Below are 15,800 nucleotides of genomic sequence, written 5' to 3' on the forward strand. Positions count from 1 at the left end.
GCCTGATGTGAACCCATCCTCTATCGGGGCCGTAGCCAAGCATTTTCCGCGAGGCAGGTACGAACGCCGACAAGATGGACTTAGGAGTCAGTGATGAATCTGATTGCAATACTCGAGCAGGAAGAAATCGGCCGCGCCCTCGGCGAGAAGACCATCCCCGAATTCGCCCCCGGCGATACGGTGATCGTCAGCGTGAACGTGGTTGAAGGTACGCGTAAGCGTGTTCAGGCTTACGAAGGCGTCGTGATCGCCAAGCGTAACCGTGGTCTGAATTCGTCGTTCATCGTCCGCAAGATTTCGTCGGGCGAAGGCGTCGAGCGTACGTTCCAGACGTACTCGCCGCTGCTGGCAAGCATCGTCGTGAAGCGTCGTGGCGATGTGCGTCGTGCGAAGCTGTACTACCTGCGCGACCGTTCGGGCAAGTCGGCCCGGATCAAGGAAAAGCTGGTTGCGAAGAAAGATCGCAACGCTGCCGAAGCGTAAATGCTGTAAGAAAAAGCACCCCTCGCGGGTGCTTTTTTGTTTGCCAGGTCAAAATAGCGGCATGTCCCCTATCCGCTCATTTCGAGAGACCCGTTGACCCGCCCCGTCTTTGAGCCTGAAACCCTGCCTGTCGAAGCGACCGGCGCCGATCTGCCGCCGGTGGCGGCCGGCCGTCTCACGCCTGATGGCCTGCGCGCACGCTTCGAGCAGCGTCTTGCCTGGACCCCCGAGCTCGTCGTCGATGCGCCCTGGCGCGATGCCCACGCCGATCCGCGAGTCGCGGCGGTGCTGGTGCCGCTGGTGGTCCGCGAGCACGGCCTGACCGTGCTGCTGACGCAGCGTGCCGACCATCTGAACGATCACGCCGGCCAGGTGAGCTTCCCTGGCGGCCGTCACGAACCCTTCGACGCCGATGCCACGGCCACCGCGCTGCGGGAAGCGGAGGAGGAGGTCGGCCTCGATCCATCGCGTGTGGAAATTCTCGGCGCCTTGCCCGACTATCTGACGGGCACCGGTTTTCGTGTGACGCCGGTGATCGGCCTCGTGCATCCGCCGTTCACGGTGAAGGCGGACGCGCTCGAAGTGGCCGAAGTCTTCGAAGTGCCGCTCGCCTTTCTGATGAATCCCGTGCACCACGAAGTGCGCGTGTTCCGCTATGAAGGCGGCGAGCGCCGCTTTTTCGCCATGCCGTATCCGCGCGCCGCATCGGCTGAACCTGAGGAGAATGGCAGCGAAGTCGGCAGCCACTATTTCATCTGGGGCGCGACAGCGGCGATGCTGCGTAACTTCTATCGCTTCCTTGCGGCCTGAGTTGCCCGGGACTGTGCAGTTGTCGGGTGTTTGTCGACGTCCGCGCTCAGTGGCATCCGACCCTGTGCTATCGTTATAAAATAATCGTAAAACTCGAAAAGCACGGCGCATCGCATGACTTTTTTCTCCGTATTGCTGGCTCTGATCATTGAACAGGTACGCGCGTTGTCGCCGAACAATCCGGTGTCGGCGTTGCTTCAATACCATGCGGAGTCGGCGGCGCACGGATTCGATGCCGGCAAGCCGAAGCATGGCTTGCTCGCCTGGCTCGTGGTGGTGGTGCCCTGGACGCTGGTCGTCGCGCTCGTCTACTACGTGCTCTATCACATTCACTTTGCGCTGGCGTTCCTTTGGAACGTCGCGGTGCTGTACTTCACGCTGGGCTTCCGCCAGTTCAGCCACTACTTCACGGACATCCACCTCGCGTTGAATAACGACGACGTGCCGCGCGCGCGCGAGATCCTGAACGAATGGACCGGGCTTGATACCGTCGACATGCCCGTCAGCGAGATCGTGCGCCATACATTGATTCATGCGGTGGTCGCTTCGCATCGGCACGTGTTCGGCGTGTTCTTCTGGTTTCTGATTCCGGTCGGCCCGGCGGGCGCGGTGCTGTATCGGATTGCCGAATACCTGGCGCGCACGTGGGCGCGGCCGGTCGATGACCGCACGGTCGCGTTTTCGAGCTTCGCGCAGCGCGCTTTCTTCGTGATCGACTGGGTGCCGGCGCGGCTGACGTCGCTGGGCTTTGCGATCGTCGGCAATTTCGAGGACGCGATTTATGCATGGCGCAACCATGCGCGCCAATGGCCGGATGCGAACGACGGCGTGTTGCTGGCGGCAGGTAGCGGCGCCCTGGGCGCTCGTCTGAGCGGGCCGCTGGCTGAACCGTCGAGCCTCGACGCGCTCGCCACCGGCGACGGCGGCCCGATGCAGGTCGGCGACGACTGCACGCCGCGCACGCTGCAATCGGCCGTAGGCTTGGTGTGGCGCGCGGTGGTGCTGTGGATGATTTTGTTGCTGATGCTGACGATCGCGGTGTGGCTGGCTTAATGTCGTCAAGCTAGCGCTACTGGTACTGGCGAACAAGAGAACCGGCTTCAGACCGCTGACCAGCCCTACGTTTCATCGAAGCGTAGGGTTTTGTTTTTCAGGCGTGGAGAATCGCGCCGTAAAGCGCGGTGCCAAGGCTTATTTGCCTATACCGCAGCCACGATGCCACGGCCGGCCAATCAAGAAGGCGCCCCTTCACCCATCCCGCGGATCCCGCGCCGTCCCACACTGCCAGCACACCGTAAACTGCGCCTCGAGCGTCTCACCACACTGACGACATCGCCAGCCAGGCGACCCCGCCGCCGGTCCATGTAACGCCGCGTCGATCAGTCTCCGCGCCATCGCCTCATCACGTTCATCGACGAGCCAAAGCTCTGGCGAACACTGATCCGCCGGAATATCGCCGAGCGCGCCGTTCAGATAACGATTGTGTAGCTCGCAAGCAATGCCCGCCGTGGCCAGCACATTGACCCAATGCTGTCCGATGATCAGATTCGGCGCGCGCATGAGTCTCATGTCAGCGGACGATCTGGCTGGCTTCGTGCACAAGTTGCGCATACAGCGCATGCCGTTCGCGGCGGATGCGGCCATCGGCGACCGCTTCGAGGATCGCGCAACCGGGCTCATGCAGGTGATGGCAGTTGTAGAACCGGCAGTTCGGCAGCAGCGGCCGGAACTCCGGAAATGCGCGTTCGAGCCGGCCTTCGGTCAGATGATGCAGGCCGAATTCCTGGAAGCCCGGCGAGTCGATCAACACGCCGCCTTCGCCGTCCGCGCTATCCGGCAGCGGATAGAGACGCGTAAAGGTCGTCGTATGGCGTCCGCTATTCAGCGCCGTCGAAATCTCGCGCGTCGCGACCTCGGCATCGGGAATCAGCAGATTCACGAGCGTCGATTTGCCCATGCCGGACTGGCCGAGCAACAGCGTCGAATGACCCTGCAGATGTTCGATCAACGCGGCACGCGCGGCGTCGGGCTGCATCTTGATCGACACTTCCACGACCGTATAACCCAGCGCGCGATACGACTCGAGCCGCTTGCGCGCGCCTTCGAGTTCAGCAGTCACGTCGGTCTTGTTCAGCACGATCAGCGGCTTCAGCTCGTTCGCCTCAGCCGCGACGAGTGCGCGCCCGAGCAGGTCTTCGCTGAAATGCGGTTCCGTGGCCAACACGATCAATAGCTGATCGAGGTTGGCAGCGAACAACTTCGACTTGTACTGATCCGAGCGATACAGCAGATTGCGCCGCTCGCCGATCTCGACGATCACGCCTTGGTCCGCCGAAGCCAGCTCATAAACCACGCGATCGCCGACTGCCACTTCGCTGCGCTTGCCGCGCGGAAAGCATTGGAGCATGGCGCCGCCGTCATCCGGCGCGACCAGATAGTGGCGGCCATGCGCGGCCACCACGAGGCCGCCGACGCGCGTGCTGGACGGCGCGCGCGGCGCTTTCGGGGAGCGGCCGCTCATGCGTGCCGCAGCAGGCGGTCGATCCGCTGCGACGCCGGCGGATGCGAATAGTAGAACGCGGTGTAGAGCGGATCGGGCGTCAGGGTCGACGCATTGTCCTCGTACAGCTTGACGAGCGCGTTGACGAGGTCTTGCGCATCGGTCTGCGTCGCGGCGAACGCGTCGGCTTCGAATTCGTGCTTGCGCGAGCTGAGGCTGCCGAGCGGCGTCACGAAGAACAGGAACACCGGCAGCGCGAGGAAGAACAGCACCAGCGCGAGGCCGCTATTGCCGCCGATCAGCGACGGCCGCACGCCCAGCCCTTCATAGAACCACACGCACTGGGTGAGCCAGCCGAGCAGGGCGAGCATCGCGAGGCTGATGGCGAAGGTGACGAGCATGCGCTTGATCACATGACGACGCTTGAAGTGGCCGAGTTCGTGTGCGAGCACGGCTTCGATCTCGCTGCCCGACAGGCGCGCGAGCAGCGTGTCGAAGAACACGATCCGCTTGGCCGCGCCGAAGCCGGTGAAGTAGGCATTGCCGTGCGCCGAACGGCGGCTGCCGTCCATCACGAAAAGGCCCTTGGCGGCGAAGCCGCAGCGCTGCATCAGCGCCTCGATGCGGCTTTTCAGCGCTTCGTCCTTGAGCGGTTCGAACTTGTTGAAAAGCGGCGCGATAAACGACGGATACAGCACCAGCACGAGCATCTGAAAGGCGACCCACACGATCCACGTCCACAGCCACCACAGGCTGCCGGCCTGGTTCATCAGCCACAGCACGACGAACAGCAGCGGCAGGCCAAACGCGGCGCCGAGCAGCACGCCCTTCAGCCGGTCGACGAAGAAAATGCCCTTGCTCATGCGGTTGAAGCCGAAGCGCTGCTCGACCACGAACTGCCGGTAGTAATCGAACGGCAGGTCGATCACGCTGGTGATCGCGATCACCGCGGCGACCAGCGCGATCTGGCCGATGTAGCCGCGGCCGAGCCAGTCGGAGATACCGAGATCCAGCGCCTGCACGCCGCCGAGCAGCGTGAGGCCGATCAGCACGGCCGCGCTGACGACGATTTCGATCATCGTGAGGCGGGTGCGCTCGACGGTGTAGTCGGCGGCGCGCTGATGCGCGGTGAGCGCGATGGTGCCGGCGAACTGGCTCGGCACCTGCTCGCGATGGCCGGCTACGAAGCGGATTTGCCGCGACGCGAGCCACAGTTTGGTGCCGACCATCGCCACGACGGCGACGACGAACAGAACGGTGAAGTACAGGGTAGGCATCCGGGGATTCCGTGGTATCTATGCGAGAATTATATGTTTCTTCCCGCCGCGCGGCGGGAACACGCTCAAACCAATCTCAAACGAACAATCGCCGTGGCAGGCGGGCTTGCAGACGAGCCGTTTGCCCGGCCATCAGGGCTGCCTTCATGACTGACATCCTCGCATCCACCGAACAGCCGCCGCTCGTGCGCAGCGACATGAATCTCGTCTGGCTGGACATGGAAATGACCGGGCTCGAGCCCGATTCCGACCGCATCATCGAAATCGCGGTGGTGGTGACGAATTCGACGCTCGACAGGTTGGTCGAAGGTCCGGTTCTGGCGATTCATCAGAGCGACGAGACGCTCGCCAAAATGGATCAGTGGAATCAGAACACGCATGGCCGTTCGGGACTGATCGACCGCGTGAAGGCGTCCACGGTGAGCGAGGCCGACGCCACCGACCAGATCCGCGATTTCCTGAGTGCTTACGTGCCGCCTGGCAAATCGCCGATGTGCGGCAACTCGATCTGCCAGGACCGCCGCTTCATGGCCCGCTGGATGCCGGATCTGGAGCGTTTCTTCCATTACCGCAATCTCGACGTCAGCACGCTGAAGGAACTGTGCCGCCGCTGGCAACCGACAATCTATAAGGGCTTCCAGAAGCGCGCGATGCACACGGCGCTGGCCGATATCCATGAGTCGATCGACGAACTGAAGTACTACCGCGAGCACTTCCTGATCCCGTCGGCACCGGACGACGCCGCCGGCGCGGAATAAAACTGCGGAATCGAAGCAGTAGAAAAAAGCGCGCCTAGGCCGGCCGGGGCGCGCGCTGCGCGTTCTTCGGCCGGAATGCCTTCACCACGTCGGCGTTGGTTTCCACGTACGGCCCGCCGATCAGGTCGATACAGTACGGCACGGCGGCGAATATGCCCGGCACCTTCACCGCGCCACCTGCTTCGGCGTCGCGCAAGCCTTCCAGCGTTTCCTTGATCGACTTCGGCTGACCCGGCAGGTTGATGATCAGCGCCGCATGGTCCGCCGTTTCGCGAATCACCGCGACCTGGCGCGACAGAATCGCGGTCGGCACGAAATTCAGGCTGATCTGCCGCATCTGCTCGCCGAAACCCGGCATTTCCTTGGTGGCGACGGCCAGCGTCGCCTCGGGCGTCACGTCGCGGCGCGACGGGCCAGTGCCGCCGGTGGTCAGCACCAGATCGCAGCCCACCTCGTCGACCAGTTCGGTCAGCGTGGCGGAAATGGTCGGCGCATCGTCCTGAATCAGGCGCGTGACCACTTGCCACGGCGAAGTCAGCGCCGCGCCGAGCCACTCCTGCAAGGCCGGAATCCCTTTATCCTCGTACACGCCGGTGGACGCGCGATCGCTGATCGACACGAGGCCGATCACGATTTCGTCGGGGTGCTTACGTGCTGCCTTAGGCGTCGCGGTCGTCATCGTCGTCTTCGTCCAGGGCGTCGTCGGCGTCGGAATCGGTCTGAGCGGACGGGCCGTCCGCGTTCTTGATCCACTGGAACAGTTCACGGAAGTAGCGCGGCGGCTTGCTCTGCTGCGCTTCCTTGCGGGCGTTGCGGATCAGCGTGCGGCCTTGCTGCGGGTCAGCGTTCGGGTGCTGGCGGATGAAATCGGTCAGCGCGGCGTCGTCGGCGAGCAGCTTTTCGCGGGTGCGCTCGATCCAGTGCAGCTTGGCCGTTTCCGCCTTGTTGACGCCGTTATAGGTGTCGAGCGCCGTGCGCAGCGCGGCGGTTTCCTCGTCCAGCAGCGAGCGCATCACGCGGCCGACGTATTGCACCTGCCGGCGTTTGCCTTCGTGATCGGTGATGCGGCGCGCTTCGCGCACGGCGTCGTCGAGCTTTTCGGGCATCGGCATGCGCTTGAGCGCGTCTTTGGGCAGCGCGATCAGCGCCGCGCCCAGTTCCTGCAACTCGTGCATTTCGCGCTTGAGCTGGGACTTGCTGGGACGGTCGTAGCCGTTCTCGTCGACTTCCGGCTCGGCGGATTCGATGGGTTGAATGCGGGTTTTGCGTGTCATTCCGATATTGTAGCGTGCCGCGCCCACCGAACCCGCCGTGCTGCCTCGCACAAGGCCTCGCGCATTGCGAAGCGATGGCAACGCGGCGCTCAGGCGGCGCTCAGTCGACAGTCGGGCGAGGCGCAGCGAATGCCAGGTACGGCATCGCGTACCTTGCTATGATCGCGGGATACGTCATCGGACACAGGCGCAGACACCGGCGCGCGCAAGCGTGAGGCATGTGCGTGACCGGTGCGAACACAGCGAACACATTGGGCCGCTCGGCCCCGAACAGGACGGCAACGACAATGGCAGCAGACATGGACGTCAAGCAGCGCTTTTTTCCGCATACCCAGGATGAACTGAAGGAAATCGCCTCGGACATCCTTCGTCACGCGAAGTCGCTCGGCGGTACCGACGCGGCGACCGAGATTTCCGAAGGCGACGGCCTGTCCGTCTCCGTGCGGCGCGGCGAAGTCGAGACGATCGAGCACAACCGCGACAAGATGGTCGGCGTGACGGTGTTCATCGGCAACAAGCGCGGCAACGCGAGCACTTCGGACTTTTCGTCGCAGGCTTTGAAGGACACGGTCGCGGCGGCCTACAACATCGCCCGCTTCACGGCGGAAGACGATTGCGCGGGTCTCGCCGAAGCGGAGTTGCTGGAAACGGCGCCGCGCGATCTCGACCTCTATCACCCGTGGAATCTGTCCGCGGACGAAGCGGTGGAAATCGCCCGCCGCTCGGAAGACGCTGCATTCGCGACCGATCCGCAGATCAAGAATTCGGAAGGCGCGAGCGTCTCGGCACAGCACTCGCAGTTCGTGCTGGCCACCTCACGCGGCTTTCTGGCGGGTTATCCGTACTCGCGCCACTACATCGCGTGCGCGCCGATTGCGGGCAGTGCCCGCAACATGCAGCGCGACGACTGGTACACGTCCACCCGCAGCGCCGAAGAACTGGCCGATCCGGAAGCCGTCGGCCGTTACGCGGCGCAACGCGCGCTGGCGCGCATCGGCGCGCGCGGTCTGGATACGCGCAAGGTGCCGGTGCTGTTCGAGGCGCCGCTCGCCGCGGGCATCCTCGGCGCCTTCGTGCAGGCCACGAGTGGCGGCGCGCTGTATCGCAAGACCTCGTTCCTCGTCGACAGCCTCGGCAAGCCGGTGTTCGCGCCGCACGTGCAGGTGGTCGAAGATCCGCACGTGGCCCGCGCAATGGGCAGCGCGCCGTTCGACGAAGAAGGCGTGCGCACCAAGCAGCGTTCGGTGGTGAAGGACGGCGTGGTGGAAGGTTATTTCCTGTCCACTTACTCGGCGCGCAAGCTCGGCATGCAGACCACCGGCAACGCGGGCGGCTCGCACAACCTGTCGCTGCGAAGCTCGAACACGCGTCCCGAGGACGACTTCGAAGAGATGCTGCGCAAGCTCGGCACCGGCCTGTTGCTGACCGAACTGATGGGGCAGGGCGTGAACTACGTGACGGGCGACTACTCGCGCGGCGCGTCGGGCTTCTGGGTCGAGAACGGCAAGATCCAGTATCCGGTCGAGGAGATCACGGTGGCGAGCACGTTGCAGGAGATGTTCCGTCACATCGTCGCGATCGGCGCGGATACGATCACGCGCGGCACCAAGCAGACCGGCTCGGTGCTGATCGAACGGATGACGATCGCGGGGCAGTAAGCGGGTTATAGCCGCATCCCAGCGGCCCTGTTGGCTGGCTAGTAGAAGTGAAAACGCCACGCAATTGATTGCGTGGCGTTTTTTATATCAGGCTGGCGGCGGCTGTCTGCGCATGGACGGCAGGACGCCGCGAGCCAGTGACCTCAGGCGCCTTTGCGCTTATACGTCACGAACGCGTAGTCGAAATCGTTCGGCGCATCCGCGCGATGCGTTTCATGCGCGACTTCTTCCCACTCGTTTTCATCGAGCGCGGGAAAAGTGGCGTCGCCTTCGAAATCGGCGGAAATCTCGGTGATGATCAGTTTGTCCGCCTGCCGCAAACCTTCCGCGTACAACTGCGCGCCGCCGATCAGAAACGCTTCCGGCGCCTGATCCTGAGCGGCGAGCTTGAGCGCGTCTTCGAGCGTCGTGGCCGCGTCGCAGCCCTGAAAACGCCGCGTGGCATCCCGCGTCACGACAATATTGCGGCGTCCCGGCAACGGCCGGCCGATCGACTCATGCGTCTTGCGGCCCATGATGATGGGCGCGCCCATGGTCGTGCGCTTGAAGAACGCGAGATCTTCGGGAAGTCGCCAGGGCAACTGGTTGTCGCGGCCGATCACGCCGTTGTTGGCGCGAGCGACGATCAAGGTGAGCGTCGTCATCGAATGGAAAGGGGAACGTAACCGGACTGATTCTACCTGACACGCGGGTCCGGACCGCCGTGGCGGGTTTCGGCCCGGAAGCCGCCGGTGCGGCGGCAGCGCAGCCGGCTGGGACGCGCCGTGCAAACCACGCGCGCGCCGCAGCCGGACGCGGCTGCCTGATCACGCGGCTTCACCCAGCTCCACGAGGCGCCGCCGGCCGTGCCCAGCCCACGCCGCCTCATTCCTGCGCGCTGTCGTCCGCGGCGAGTGCCGCCTTCTCGTCGGCGGCGCTCAATTCGCGCAACCCGTGCTGACCCATCAGCCGGTACAGCGTCACGCGCGAAATACTCAGATCCATCGCCGCCTCATTCAACCGATGACGATGACGCAGCAGCGCCGCTTCGATCGCGCGCTTCTCGGCGGCCTCGCGCGCTTGCGAGAGCGTCATGGTCTGCTGCGCGGTGAAGTGCGCGAGATCGAGGTCGTCGGCGGAAATCAGCTTGTTCTCCGCCATCACGATCGCGCGGCGCACCCGGTTGATCAGTTCGCGGACGTTGCCGGGCCAGTTGTAGTTGTAGAGCGCCTCGATCGCCGACGGCGTGAAGCCGCGGATCTTGCGCGCGCTGTCGGTCTTGAACTTGTGCAGGATGTGCTGCGCGAGAATTTCGATGTCCTTGCCGCGCGCGCGCAGCGGCGGCTCGTCCACACGCAGCACACAGAGTCGATGAAACAGGTCGGCGCGGAACTGGCCGTCGCGCATCGCGCCTTCCAGATCGACGTGCGTCGCGGAAATGATCCGCACGTCGACCGGAATCGATTCGCGTCCGCCGAGCCGCTCGATCTTGCCTTCCTGCAGAAAGCGCAGCAGGCTCGCCTGGCTCTCGAGCGGCAGGTCGCCGATTTCGTCGAGCAGCAGCGTGCCGCCGTCGGCGGCCTCGACGCGGCCGATCTTGCGTTGATTCGCGCCGGTGAACGCGCCGCGCTCATAGCCGAATAATTCGGATTGCAAGAGGTGGTGCGGAATCGCGCCGCAATTGATCGCGATGAACGGCGCCTTGCGGCGCGGCGAACGCTCGTGAATCGCGAGCGCGGTCAGCTCCTTGCCGGTGCCCGACTCGCCGGAGATGAACACGCTGGCGTCGGTGTTCGCCACCTTGCGGATGGTGCGAAAGAGTTGCTGCATGGCTTCGCAGGTGCCGACCATTTCCTCGTCGCCCGACTCGCTCATGGGCGCCGCGACTTCGGGATCGCACAGCGTCACCATGCCGAACGCGTGGCCGACCAGATAGTCGACCGTGGCGTTGGCCACCGGCATCTTCACGAAGTCGAAGCAGTAGTGGCGCACGAGGCGCCGCACCACCGGATCGTTGAGCCGCTCGGTAGTGGCGAGCGCGATCCAGCCGACCTGCTGTTGACGCAAGCTCGCTTCGAGTCCGGCGAGATCGCGCGGCGGAAAGCTCGCCAGATCGACGATGCCCGCGCAAGCCACATCGGGTTTCAACAGACGGCCGAGTTCATGCGCCGAGCGCGCCGCCGCGACGTGCCAGCCACGGCTTTTCAGATGCGCGATCAGCGTGTCGTCCGGCGTGCGGGCCACGTACAGCAACAGGCGTTCGGCGCCGGAGCCGGCCACCGCGCCCAACGGCGCTGCGCCGCCGATCGTCGCCACCACCGCCGAGGGCCGGCTTGTCGCGACATCGACGGGGTGGCTCGCCGCCATCTCGTTCGGCAGCGCCCGTGTCGTATGCGCTCCCGATCCCGCTCCGGCTACCGGAGCAACACTGGTCAGATGAGGTGATTCACGCACGTTCGACCTCGTATCGTTGGCACGTCAGAATGTGTAGGGAAACCGCATGCCGACCACGAAGTTCGGCGCGTCGGGCGTTAAGCCCACGGAGACCGAGCCGTTGATGGTCAGGTGCTTGTTCACGACGTGGTTCAGGCCAAAATTGAGCGCCGCGGCGGTCGTCTCGCTGCCCGGCACTTTTTCGTATGAGCCCCCGGGCGCGCGTGTCTTCGATTCGGGTGCGAGCGCCATCGTGTAGGAGATGCTGGCCGAGTCCTTGTCGGAGAATGCGAGCGCCACGCCGCCGCCGAACTGCACGATGTCGCCGAGCTTGACCGTCGCCGGCTGGGTTTGCCCCTGCACCGACGAGATGTCCGCGAACGAGCGCGCGATGTTGTAGGTGTAAGAGAGGCTGCCGAACAGCACCACCGGGTCATAGGTCTTCAATAGCGAGACGCCGGCCGTGATGTTCCAGAAGCCCGTGCCGGTGGGCAGCTTGCTCGGCGCCACCAGATTGGTGTTGTTGGCGTCCAGCTGCACCAGCTTCTCGCCGAACGGCGAGGTGCCGGTCGGCGCCTTGATGCGCAGGCTGCCGACCACGTCCGGCAGGCTGTTGGTCTCCTTCAGGAACTGGTAGTAGATCCCGAAGTTGACGTCGCCGATATTGCTGCCGTTCACCGACGCATCCGACATCGTGCTCGCCGCGCCGCCCGCGCCGCCGACAATGAAGTTGCTATGCCGGTAGATGTACGGCACGTCGACGTCGATACTCATGCGGTCGGTCAGGCCGTAGCGCGTATCGAGGTCCGCCATCACCTGGTGCGACTTGGTCTCGCCGAGGTTGATGTTGCCGAGGAAAATCGCGTCGAGCGCAAGGAAGCCCGACAACTGCAACTGACGGCGATCGTAGTAGGTGTCGCTGATGCCCCAGTCCATCGTGAGCTTGTGGTCGAAGAGCGGGGCATGCTCGCGCTGCACGACCGCTTCTTCCGCCTGCGTGCGCACCGGTTCGGCCGCTTTTTGCGTCTGGCCGATGGCGCCGCTGCCGTCGCTCGCGGGCGGCAGGCCGCCCGCGCTGCTGCCTGCGGGCGGCGGCGGATAGACGGGCACGCCGGTCGCCGTGCCCGTGTTGCCGCCGGTCGCGGGGGCGCCGGGACTGATCTGTGCGAGCGGCGGCAGCGGCACCGGCAGGCCGTCGGCACCGGGCTGTTCGGCCACGGTATCGCTGCCGGCCGGCGCGCCGGCGCCCGGTACGCCGCGGCCGTGTTGCGACATCTCCAGATTGGTCACCTGACGCTCGAGTGAATGAATCTGCCGCTGTTGTTCGTCGACGACCCGCATCAACGTGTTCAAACGTTCTTCGACCGATTGTCCAGCAAGCGCCTGGGCGCTCGCCCCTTGCGAAAGTGCGAATAGCATGACGGCGGCCGGAATGGCCGCCAGTGCCATGCGCGGCACCTTCTTCGATGAAAGATTGTTCATTTTCTGTTCCCCCGGTGTTCGCGCCGCGCGTCCCCGGTCCAGACGGCGCGCGGCCTTACGTGTACTGCCTTGCTACGGTCGGCGGGTGGCGGCCCGCGTGCTTATCTCCTGTTCTGCAGAGCTTGTAGTACGCCTAACTGGCGGATCATCGAGGCCGACATTGGCTGAGTTTGCAAATGCAGCTGCAATGCGTTGGCGACTTGCTGGTTATTGCCTGCAATCTGCAGCAACTGGGCGATTTGCCCGTTGCCCGGTGTGACGGTCTGGGTGGCGAGCCCGGCCGGCGTCTGCAGCGCGACACTGATGCCGTTGCTGCCGAACGAGATGCCGGCTTTGACGGAGCCGGTCGAATTGCTGGCCGCGGCTGACGGGGCATTGGCGGTGCCCGCCAGCGTCACGGCCTTGTTGTTGAAATCGATGAGCGCGGAGTTGGCGCCGCTATTACGGTCGCCCGCCACCTGTGTCACTTGTGAAACACCGTTGACCGTAATGCTCTGGCCACCGTTGACCTGAGCGTTGGGATTGGCCCCCGAACTGGCGGCATTGGCATGGCTGCCGGGGCCGCCGCCCGTCACGCTCGCGAGCGTGCTGACGGTCGTCGTCACCTGGCCGAGCGCGTTCTGGGCCGCGCCGAGCGTGCCCTGGGCGAGGGCGGTCACGCCGTTGGGCAGTTGCCATTGCGAGATGATGTTCAGAACGAAGCCGGAGATCATCGTGCCGCCGGCATACTTGCCGGTCTGGCCGGCGAGGACATCGTCGTCCACCATCTGCACCTTGACGGCGGCGGAACCGCTGTCATGAGAAGCGAGAAATTCAGGCAACGGCGGCGAGCCGGTGCCTGATGCTGCCTGGGCGCTGCCGCTTATTCCGCTTAAGCCACACATCATGGTGCAGATCGCGAGCCCGAGCTGGGTGAGGTGTTGCTTCATGGTTGGTTCAGAACAGGTCTGCCTTGATCAAGCCGTACTCGACAAAGGGAGTCGCGGCGGTGCCGTTGGCCAGCGCGCTGGCGCGCAGCTTGAGCGCGAGCGACTCGTTGTCCTGCAAGAGCGGGGAATCCTCCCTGAAGGGTTTGCCGAGGACCGCGAACACCAGACCGTTCCAGGTCCGGACGAAGTCCTCTTCGAGCAGGATGCGATTGCCGAGGGCAGGATCCGCGACGAACACGCGGCCATCCTGCGCATGCTTGACGATCACGAAATGCTCGTACCCGTCGATGTTCATCAGAACCATCACGGGAATCTGCAAGTGCTGGAGCGCGTCGGCGTTGACGCGGAAGCCGCGGCCGCGCAAACCGATGGTCTCGACGAATTTCTTCATGTCGAGCATGGAGAAGCCATTCTTGACAACGACTTCGGGAGTGGAGAACACCATCATCCGGCGGATCAGTTCGGTTTCCGGAATATCGATGCCATAGCCGTATTTGAGGAGCGTCGCCAGCGCCGCCGCACCGCAGCTGTAATCGAACTGCTGATTGACGATGTGGCTGTAGCGGATGTCCTTCATCGAGCGGACCGTCTTTTTCAACGGAACGCCGGCCAGCGTGGACGTGTCGATGCTCGCCTGCGCGCAACTTTGGCCCACGCACAACGTGCAGCTGGCCAGCGCTACGGCGAACCGTAGCGCCGGGTACCTCCTGAACCCCGACATGCTGGTCTCCCCCTTCTATACGCGCCGGCCGCTGCGATGGCTGCCGGCGCGTCCTCCCCCAACCACTTGCTGGCTTCTTTCTTCTGCCTGTCGCCGGCTTAATGGCCGCTGTTCAGCGCAGCGATCGCGAGGCCGTTGTGCTGCAGGTTGCCCGCGCCGCCGGCGATATTCACGCCGATGTTGCCGGACGCGTTGGCCAACGAGTTGGCACCCAGCATCGCGGTGCCCTGGAATTGACCCGTGACCGTCATGCCGGCGGTTTGCGAGTTGTCATCCGTGGCGACCATTGCCGTGGTCAGCGCGTTGCCCGGCTTGGTCGTCGTCACCGCACCGGCGAGGCTGTTGTTTTGCACGTTGCCGATGCCCGAGGCGACGTTCACCCCGACGTTGCCCGTCACCCCCGACAGCGAGCCATCCCCGATCGACGCATTCAGATTGAAGTTGTTGATCCTGGCCGTGCCGCTCGCCGATTGCGTGCTGAAGATCTGCGCATTGCCGAACACGTTGCCGATATCGACCGAGGCGAGCGACACGTCATTGCTTTGGGCGTTGCTGATGCCTTCCGCGATGTTGATGCCCAGGTTGCCCGAGACGCCGTTGGCGGCGTTGGCGCCGGTGGTGGCGGTCAGCGTGGCGGCCGCTTGCGTGTTGGTGTGCTGCGTCACCGAGCCACGGGTCGTCACGTTGGTCGTGGTGAGGCTTGCGTCGACGCCGAATGCGGCGGCATAAGCGTCGGTGGACGAGGTCCGGCTGCTCGAGTAGCCGGACGATTGTTCGCCGACCGCCGCGAAGCCCGAACCTTCGCTAGCCTTGTAGCCCCACACCTTGCCCTGTCCGGATGCTTCCGATGCTTCGAAGCCGCCGGCCACGCCCGACGTGTTGGCGTAGCTCGATTCCCGGTAGCCGGCCTGGAGTCCGCCGGCTGCGTGGAACGTCCCGCCGCCGCCGAACGGCGTGTTGATGCCCGCATAGTTGTAGTTGCCGCCGATCGAGCCGCCGGCTGCGATATGGCCGCCGGCGTTCTGGCTGGTGTGCGTGAAGCCGCCGGTGATCGCCGCTGCCTGCTGGCTGGTCTGATAGCCGCCGCCCGCGACCGAGCTGCTCTGGCTGCCATACACATAGCCGCCCGATGCCTGATAGCCCTGCGCGCCCGACGACGAAGTCGAGTGGCTTTGCGATGCCACGGCGAACACCGAGCCGCTGCCCTTGATCGACGAGGTGTTGTTGTTGTAGGTGGTCGTCACCCGGCCGGTCGTGTAGCTCTGCGCTTGCGGGTTGAGCGTCGCGTTGACGTTGACCGACTGGCTGTTGTTGACGACCGCGCCTGCTGTGCTGGACACATGGACGCAGCCGTACAGGCCGACCCAGCCTTCGATGCCGATCGCTTCGCCGACCAGTGTGGCATTGAACAGGTAGGCCTTTTGCGGTGCGGCAAACGCGCTGCCGGATGCGGCAACGAGAACGGCTGCGGCAATAAGAGTGCGCTTCATGATTCG

General features: G+C 64.4%; 16 protein-coding genes. 5 read left to right on the top strand and 11 right to left on the bottom strand.

Annotated features, from left to right (window positions below; translation table 11 throughout):
• Positions 1-93 precede the first annotated feature (93 nt).
• The 3 genes from rplS to PQR42_RS11525 all read left to right on the top strand — a co-directional run bounded on the left by rplS (position 94) and on the right by PQR42_RS11525 (position 2,346).
• Positions 94-483 carry a 50S ribosomal protein L19 gene (gene rplS / locus PQR42_RS11515; RefSeq protein ID WP_106283809.1) on the top strand — a complete coding sequence of 130 codons (390 nt, stop codon included), beginning with the start codon at positions 94-96 and terminating at the stop codon, positions 481-483.
• A 93-nt stretch (positions 484-576) separates the two neighbouring features.
• Positions 577-1,293: a CoA pyrophosphatase gene (locus PQR42_RS11520; protein ID WP_408385763.1), complete on the top strand. Its 717-nt coding sequence runs from the start codon at positions 577-579 to the stop codon at positions 1,291-1,293.
• A gap of 114 nt (positions 1,294-1,407) precedes the next feature.
• Entirely contained in the window at positions 1,408-2,346 is a 939-nt protein-coding gene (locus PQR42_RS11525; RefSeq protein WP_012433946.1) for a CobD/CbiB family protein, read from the top strand.
• Between the two features lie 195 nt (positions 2,347-2,541).
• Here the strand turns inward: PQR42_RS11525 and PQR42_RS11530 are convergent, their stop codons facing one another.
• Genes PQR42_RS11530 through PQR42_RS11540 form a run of 3 tightly spaced genes read right to left on the bottom strand, consistent with a single transcriptional unit; the run spans position 2,542 to position 5,070 of the window.
• Entirely contained in the window at positions 2,542-2,862 is a 321-nt protein-coding gene (locus PQR42_RS11530) for a putative signal transducing protein (RefSeq protein WP_408206914.1), read from the bottom strand.
• A gap of 1 nt (position 2,863) precedes the next feature.
• Positions 2,864-3,814, bottom strand: a complete 951-nt coding sequence (rsgA, locus tag PQR42_RS11535; protein ID WP_408385765.1) for a ribosome small subunit-dependent GTPase A — start codon at positions 3,812-3,814, stop codon at positions 2,864-2,866.
• Positions 3,811-5,070: a M48 family metallopeptidase gene (locus PQR42_RS11540; RefSeq protein ID WP_408385767.1), complete on the bottom strand. Its 1,260-nt coding sequence runs from the start codon at positions 5,068-5,070 to the stop codon at positions 3,811-3,813. Before PQR42_RS11540 ends, rsgA begins: the two co-directional genes overlap by 4 nt.
• Before the next feature lie 146 nt (positions 5,071-5,216).
• Between PQR42_RS11540 and orn the strand changes: the two genes are divergently transcribed.
• Positions 5,217-5,828, top strand: a complete 612-nt coding sequence (orn, locus tag PQR42_RS11545; protein WP_408385769.1) for an oligoribonuclease — start codon at positions 5,217-5,219, stop codon at positions 5,826-5,828.
• Between the two features lie 34 nt (positions 5,829-5,862).
• On the opposite strand, the gene mog is transcribed toward orn, so the two are convergent.
• Positions 5,863-6,507: a molybdopterin adenylyltransferase gene (gene mog / locus PQR42_RS11550; RefSeq protein WP_408385771.1), complete on the bottom strand. Its 645-nt coding sequence runs from the start codon at positions 6,505-6,507 to the stop codon at positions 5,863-5,865.
• Entirely contained in the window at positions 6,488-7,102 is a 615-nt protein-coding gene (gene yjgA, locus PQR42_RS11555; RefSeq protein ID WP_408206904.1) for a ribosome biogenesis factor YjgA, read from the bottom strand. Before yjgA ends, mog begins: the two co-directional genes overlap by 20 nt.
• 287 nt (positions 7,103-7,389) lie before the next feature.
• Between yjgA and pmbA the strand changes: the two genes are divergently transcribed.
• Positions 7,390-8,760: a metalloprotease PmbA gene (pmbA, locus tag PQR42_RS11560; RefSeq protein WP_408206902.1), complete on the top strand. Its 1,371-nt coding sequence runs from the start codon at positions 7,390-7,392 to the stop codon at positions 8,758-8,760.
• 143 nt (positions 8,761-8,903) lie between these two features.
• Here the strand turns inward: pmbA and PQR42_RS11565 are convergent, their stop codons facing one another.
• The 6 genes from PQR42_RS11565 to PQR42_RS11590 all read right to left on the bottom strand — a co-directional run bounded on the left by PQR42_RS11565 (position 8,904) and on the right by PQR42_RS11590 (position 15,794).
• Positions 8,904-9,404 (bottom strand): dihydrofolate reductase, encoded by a 501-nt coding sequence (locus tag PQR42_RS11565; RefSeq protein WP_106309958.1) that lies wholly within the window; start codon positions 9,402-9,404, stop codon positions 8,904-8,906.
• A 220-nt stretch (positions 9,405-9,624) separates the two neighbouring features.
• Positions 9,625-11,193, bottom strand: a complete 1,569-nt coding sequence (locus PQR42_RS11570) for a sigma 54-interacting transcriptional regulator (RefSeq protein ID WP_408385773.1) — start codon at positions 11,191-11,193, stop codon at positions 9,625-9,627.
• A 24-nt stretch (positions 11,194-11,217) separates the two neighbouring features.
• The gene (locus PQR42_RS11575; protein ID WP_408385775.1) at positions 11,218-12,654 is read right to left on the bottom strand and encodes a hypothetical protein; all 1,437 of its coding nucleotides are present in this window, start codon (positions 12,652-12,654) and stop codon (positions 11,218-11,220) included.
• Between the two features lie 101 nt (positions 12,655-12,755).
• A complete protein-coding gene (locus tag PQR42_RS11580) occupies positions 12,756-13,583 on the bottom strand; it encodes a peptidase C39 (protein WP_408385777.1) in 828 nt (275 codons plus the stop codon).
• 7 nt (positions 13,584-13,590) lie between these two features.
• Positions 13,591-14,304, bottom strand: a complete 714-nt coding sequence (locus PQR42_RS11585; RefSeq protein ID WP_408385779.1) for a C39 family peptidase — start codon at positions 14,302-14,304, stop codon at positions 13,591-13,593.
• A 98-nt stretch (positions 14,305-14,402) separates the two neighbouring features.
• Entirely contained in the window at positions 14,403-15,794 is a 1,392-nt protein-coding gene (locus PQR42_RS11590; protein ID WP_408385781.1) for a FapB/FapC family functional amyloid domain-containing protein, read from the bottom strand.
• Between the last annotated feature and the right edge of the window lie 6 nt (positions 15,795-15,800).

Origin of the sequence: Paraburkholderia sediminicola, assembly GCF_046027355.1 — a bacterium.
Taxonomy (GTDB): Bacteria; Pseudomonadota; Gammaproteobacteria; order Burkholderiales; family Burkholderiaceae; genus Paraburkholderia; species Paraburkholderia sediminicola_B.

Coding starts and splice junctions, on each gene's coding strand:
- orn (WP_408385769.1), top strand. CDS start 5,217: ATGACTGACATCCTCGCATCCACCGAACAGCCGCCGCTCGTGCGCAGC.
- PQR42_RS11590 (WP_408385781.1), bottom strand. CDS start 15,794: ATGAAGCGCACTCTTATTGCCGCAGCCGTTCTCGTTGCCGCATCCGGC.
- yjgA (WP_408206904.1), bottom strand. CDS start 7,102: ATGACACGCAAAACCCGCATTCAACCCATCGAATCCGCCGAGCCGGAA.
- PQR42_RS11525 (WP_012433946.1), top strand. CDS start 1,408: ATGACTTTTTTCTCCGTATTGCTGGCTCTGATCATTGAACAGGTACGC.
- PQR42_RS11565 (WP_106309958.1), bottom strand. CDS start 9,404: ATGACGACGCTCACCTTGATCGTCGCTCGCGCCAACAACGGCGTGATC.
- PQR42_RS11580 (WP_408385777.1), bottom strand. CDS start 13,583: ATGAAGCAACACCTCACCCAGCTCGGGCTCGCGATCTGCACCATGATG.
- PQR42_RS11530 (WP_408206914.1), bottom strand. CDS start 2,862: ATGAGACTCATGCGCGCGCCGAATCTGATCATCGGACAGCATTGGGTC.
- PQR42_RS11540 (WP_408385767.1), bottom strand. CDS start 5,070: ATGCCTACCCTGTACTTCACCGTTCTGTTCGTCGTCGCCGTCGTGGCG.
- mog (WP_408385771.1), bottom strand. CDS start 6,507: ATGACGACCGCGACGCCTAAGGCAGCACGTAAGCACCCCGACGAAATC.
- PQR42_RS11585 (WP_408385779.1), bottom strand. CDS start 14,304: ATGTCGGGGTTCAGGAGGTACCCGGCGCTACGGTTCGCCGTAGCGCTG.
- PQR42_RS11575 (WP_408385775.1), bottom strand. CDS start 12,654: ATGAACAATCTTTCATCGAAGAAGGTGCCGCGCATGGCACTGGCGGCC.
- rplS (WP_106283809.1), top strand. CDS start 94: ATGAATCTGATTGCAATACTCGAGCAGGAAGAAATCGGCCGCGCCCTC.
- rsgA (WP_408385765.1), bottom strand. CDS start 3,814: ATGAGCGGCCGCTCCCCGAAAGCGCCGCGCGCGCCGTCCAGCACGCGC.
- pmbA (WP_408206902.1), top strand. CDS start 7,390: ATGGCAGCAGACATGGACGTCAAGCAGCGCTTTTTTCCGCATACCCAG.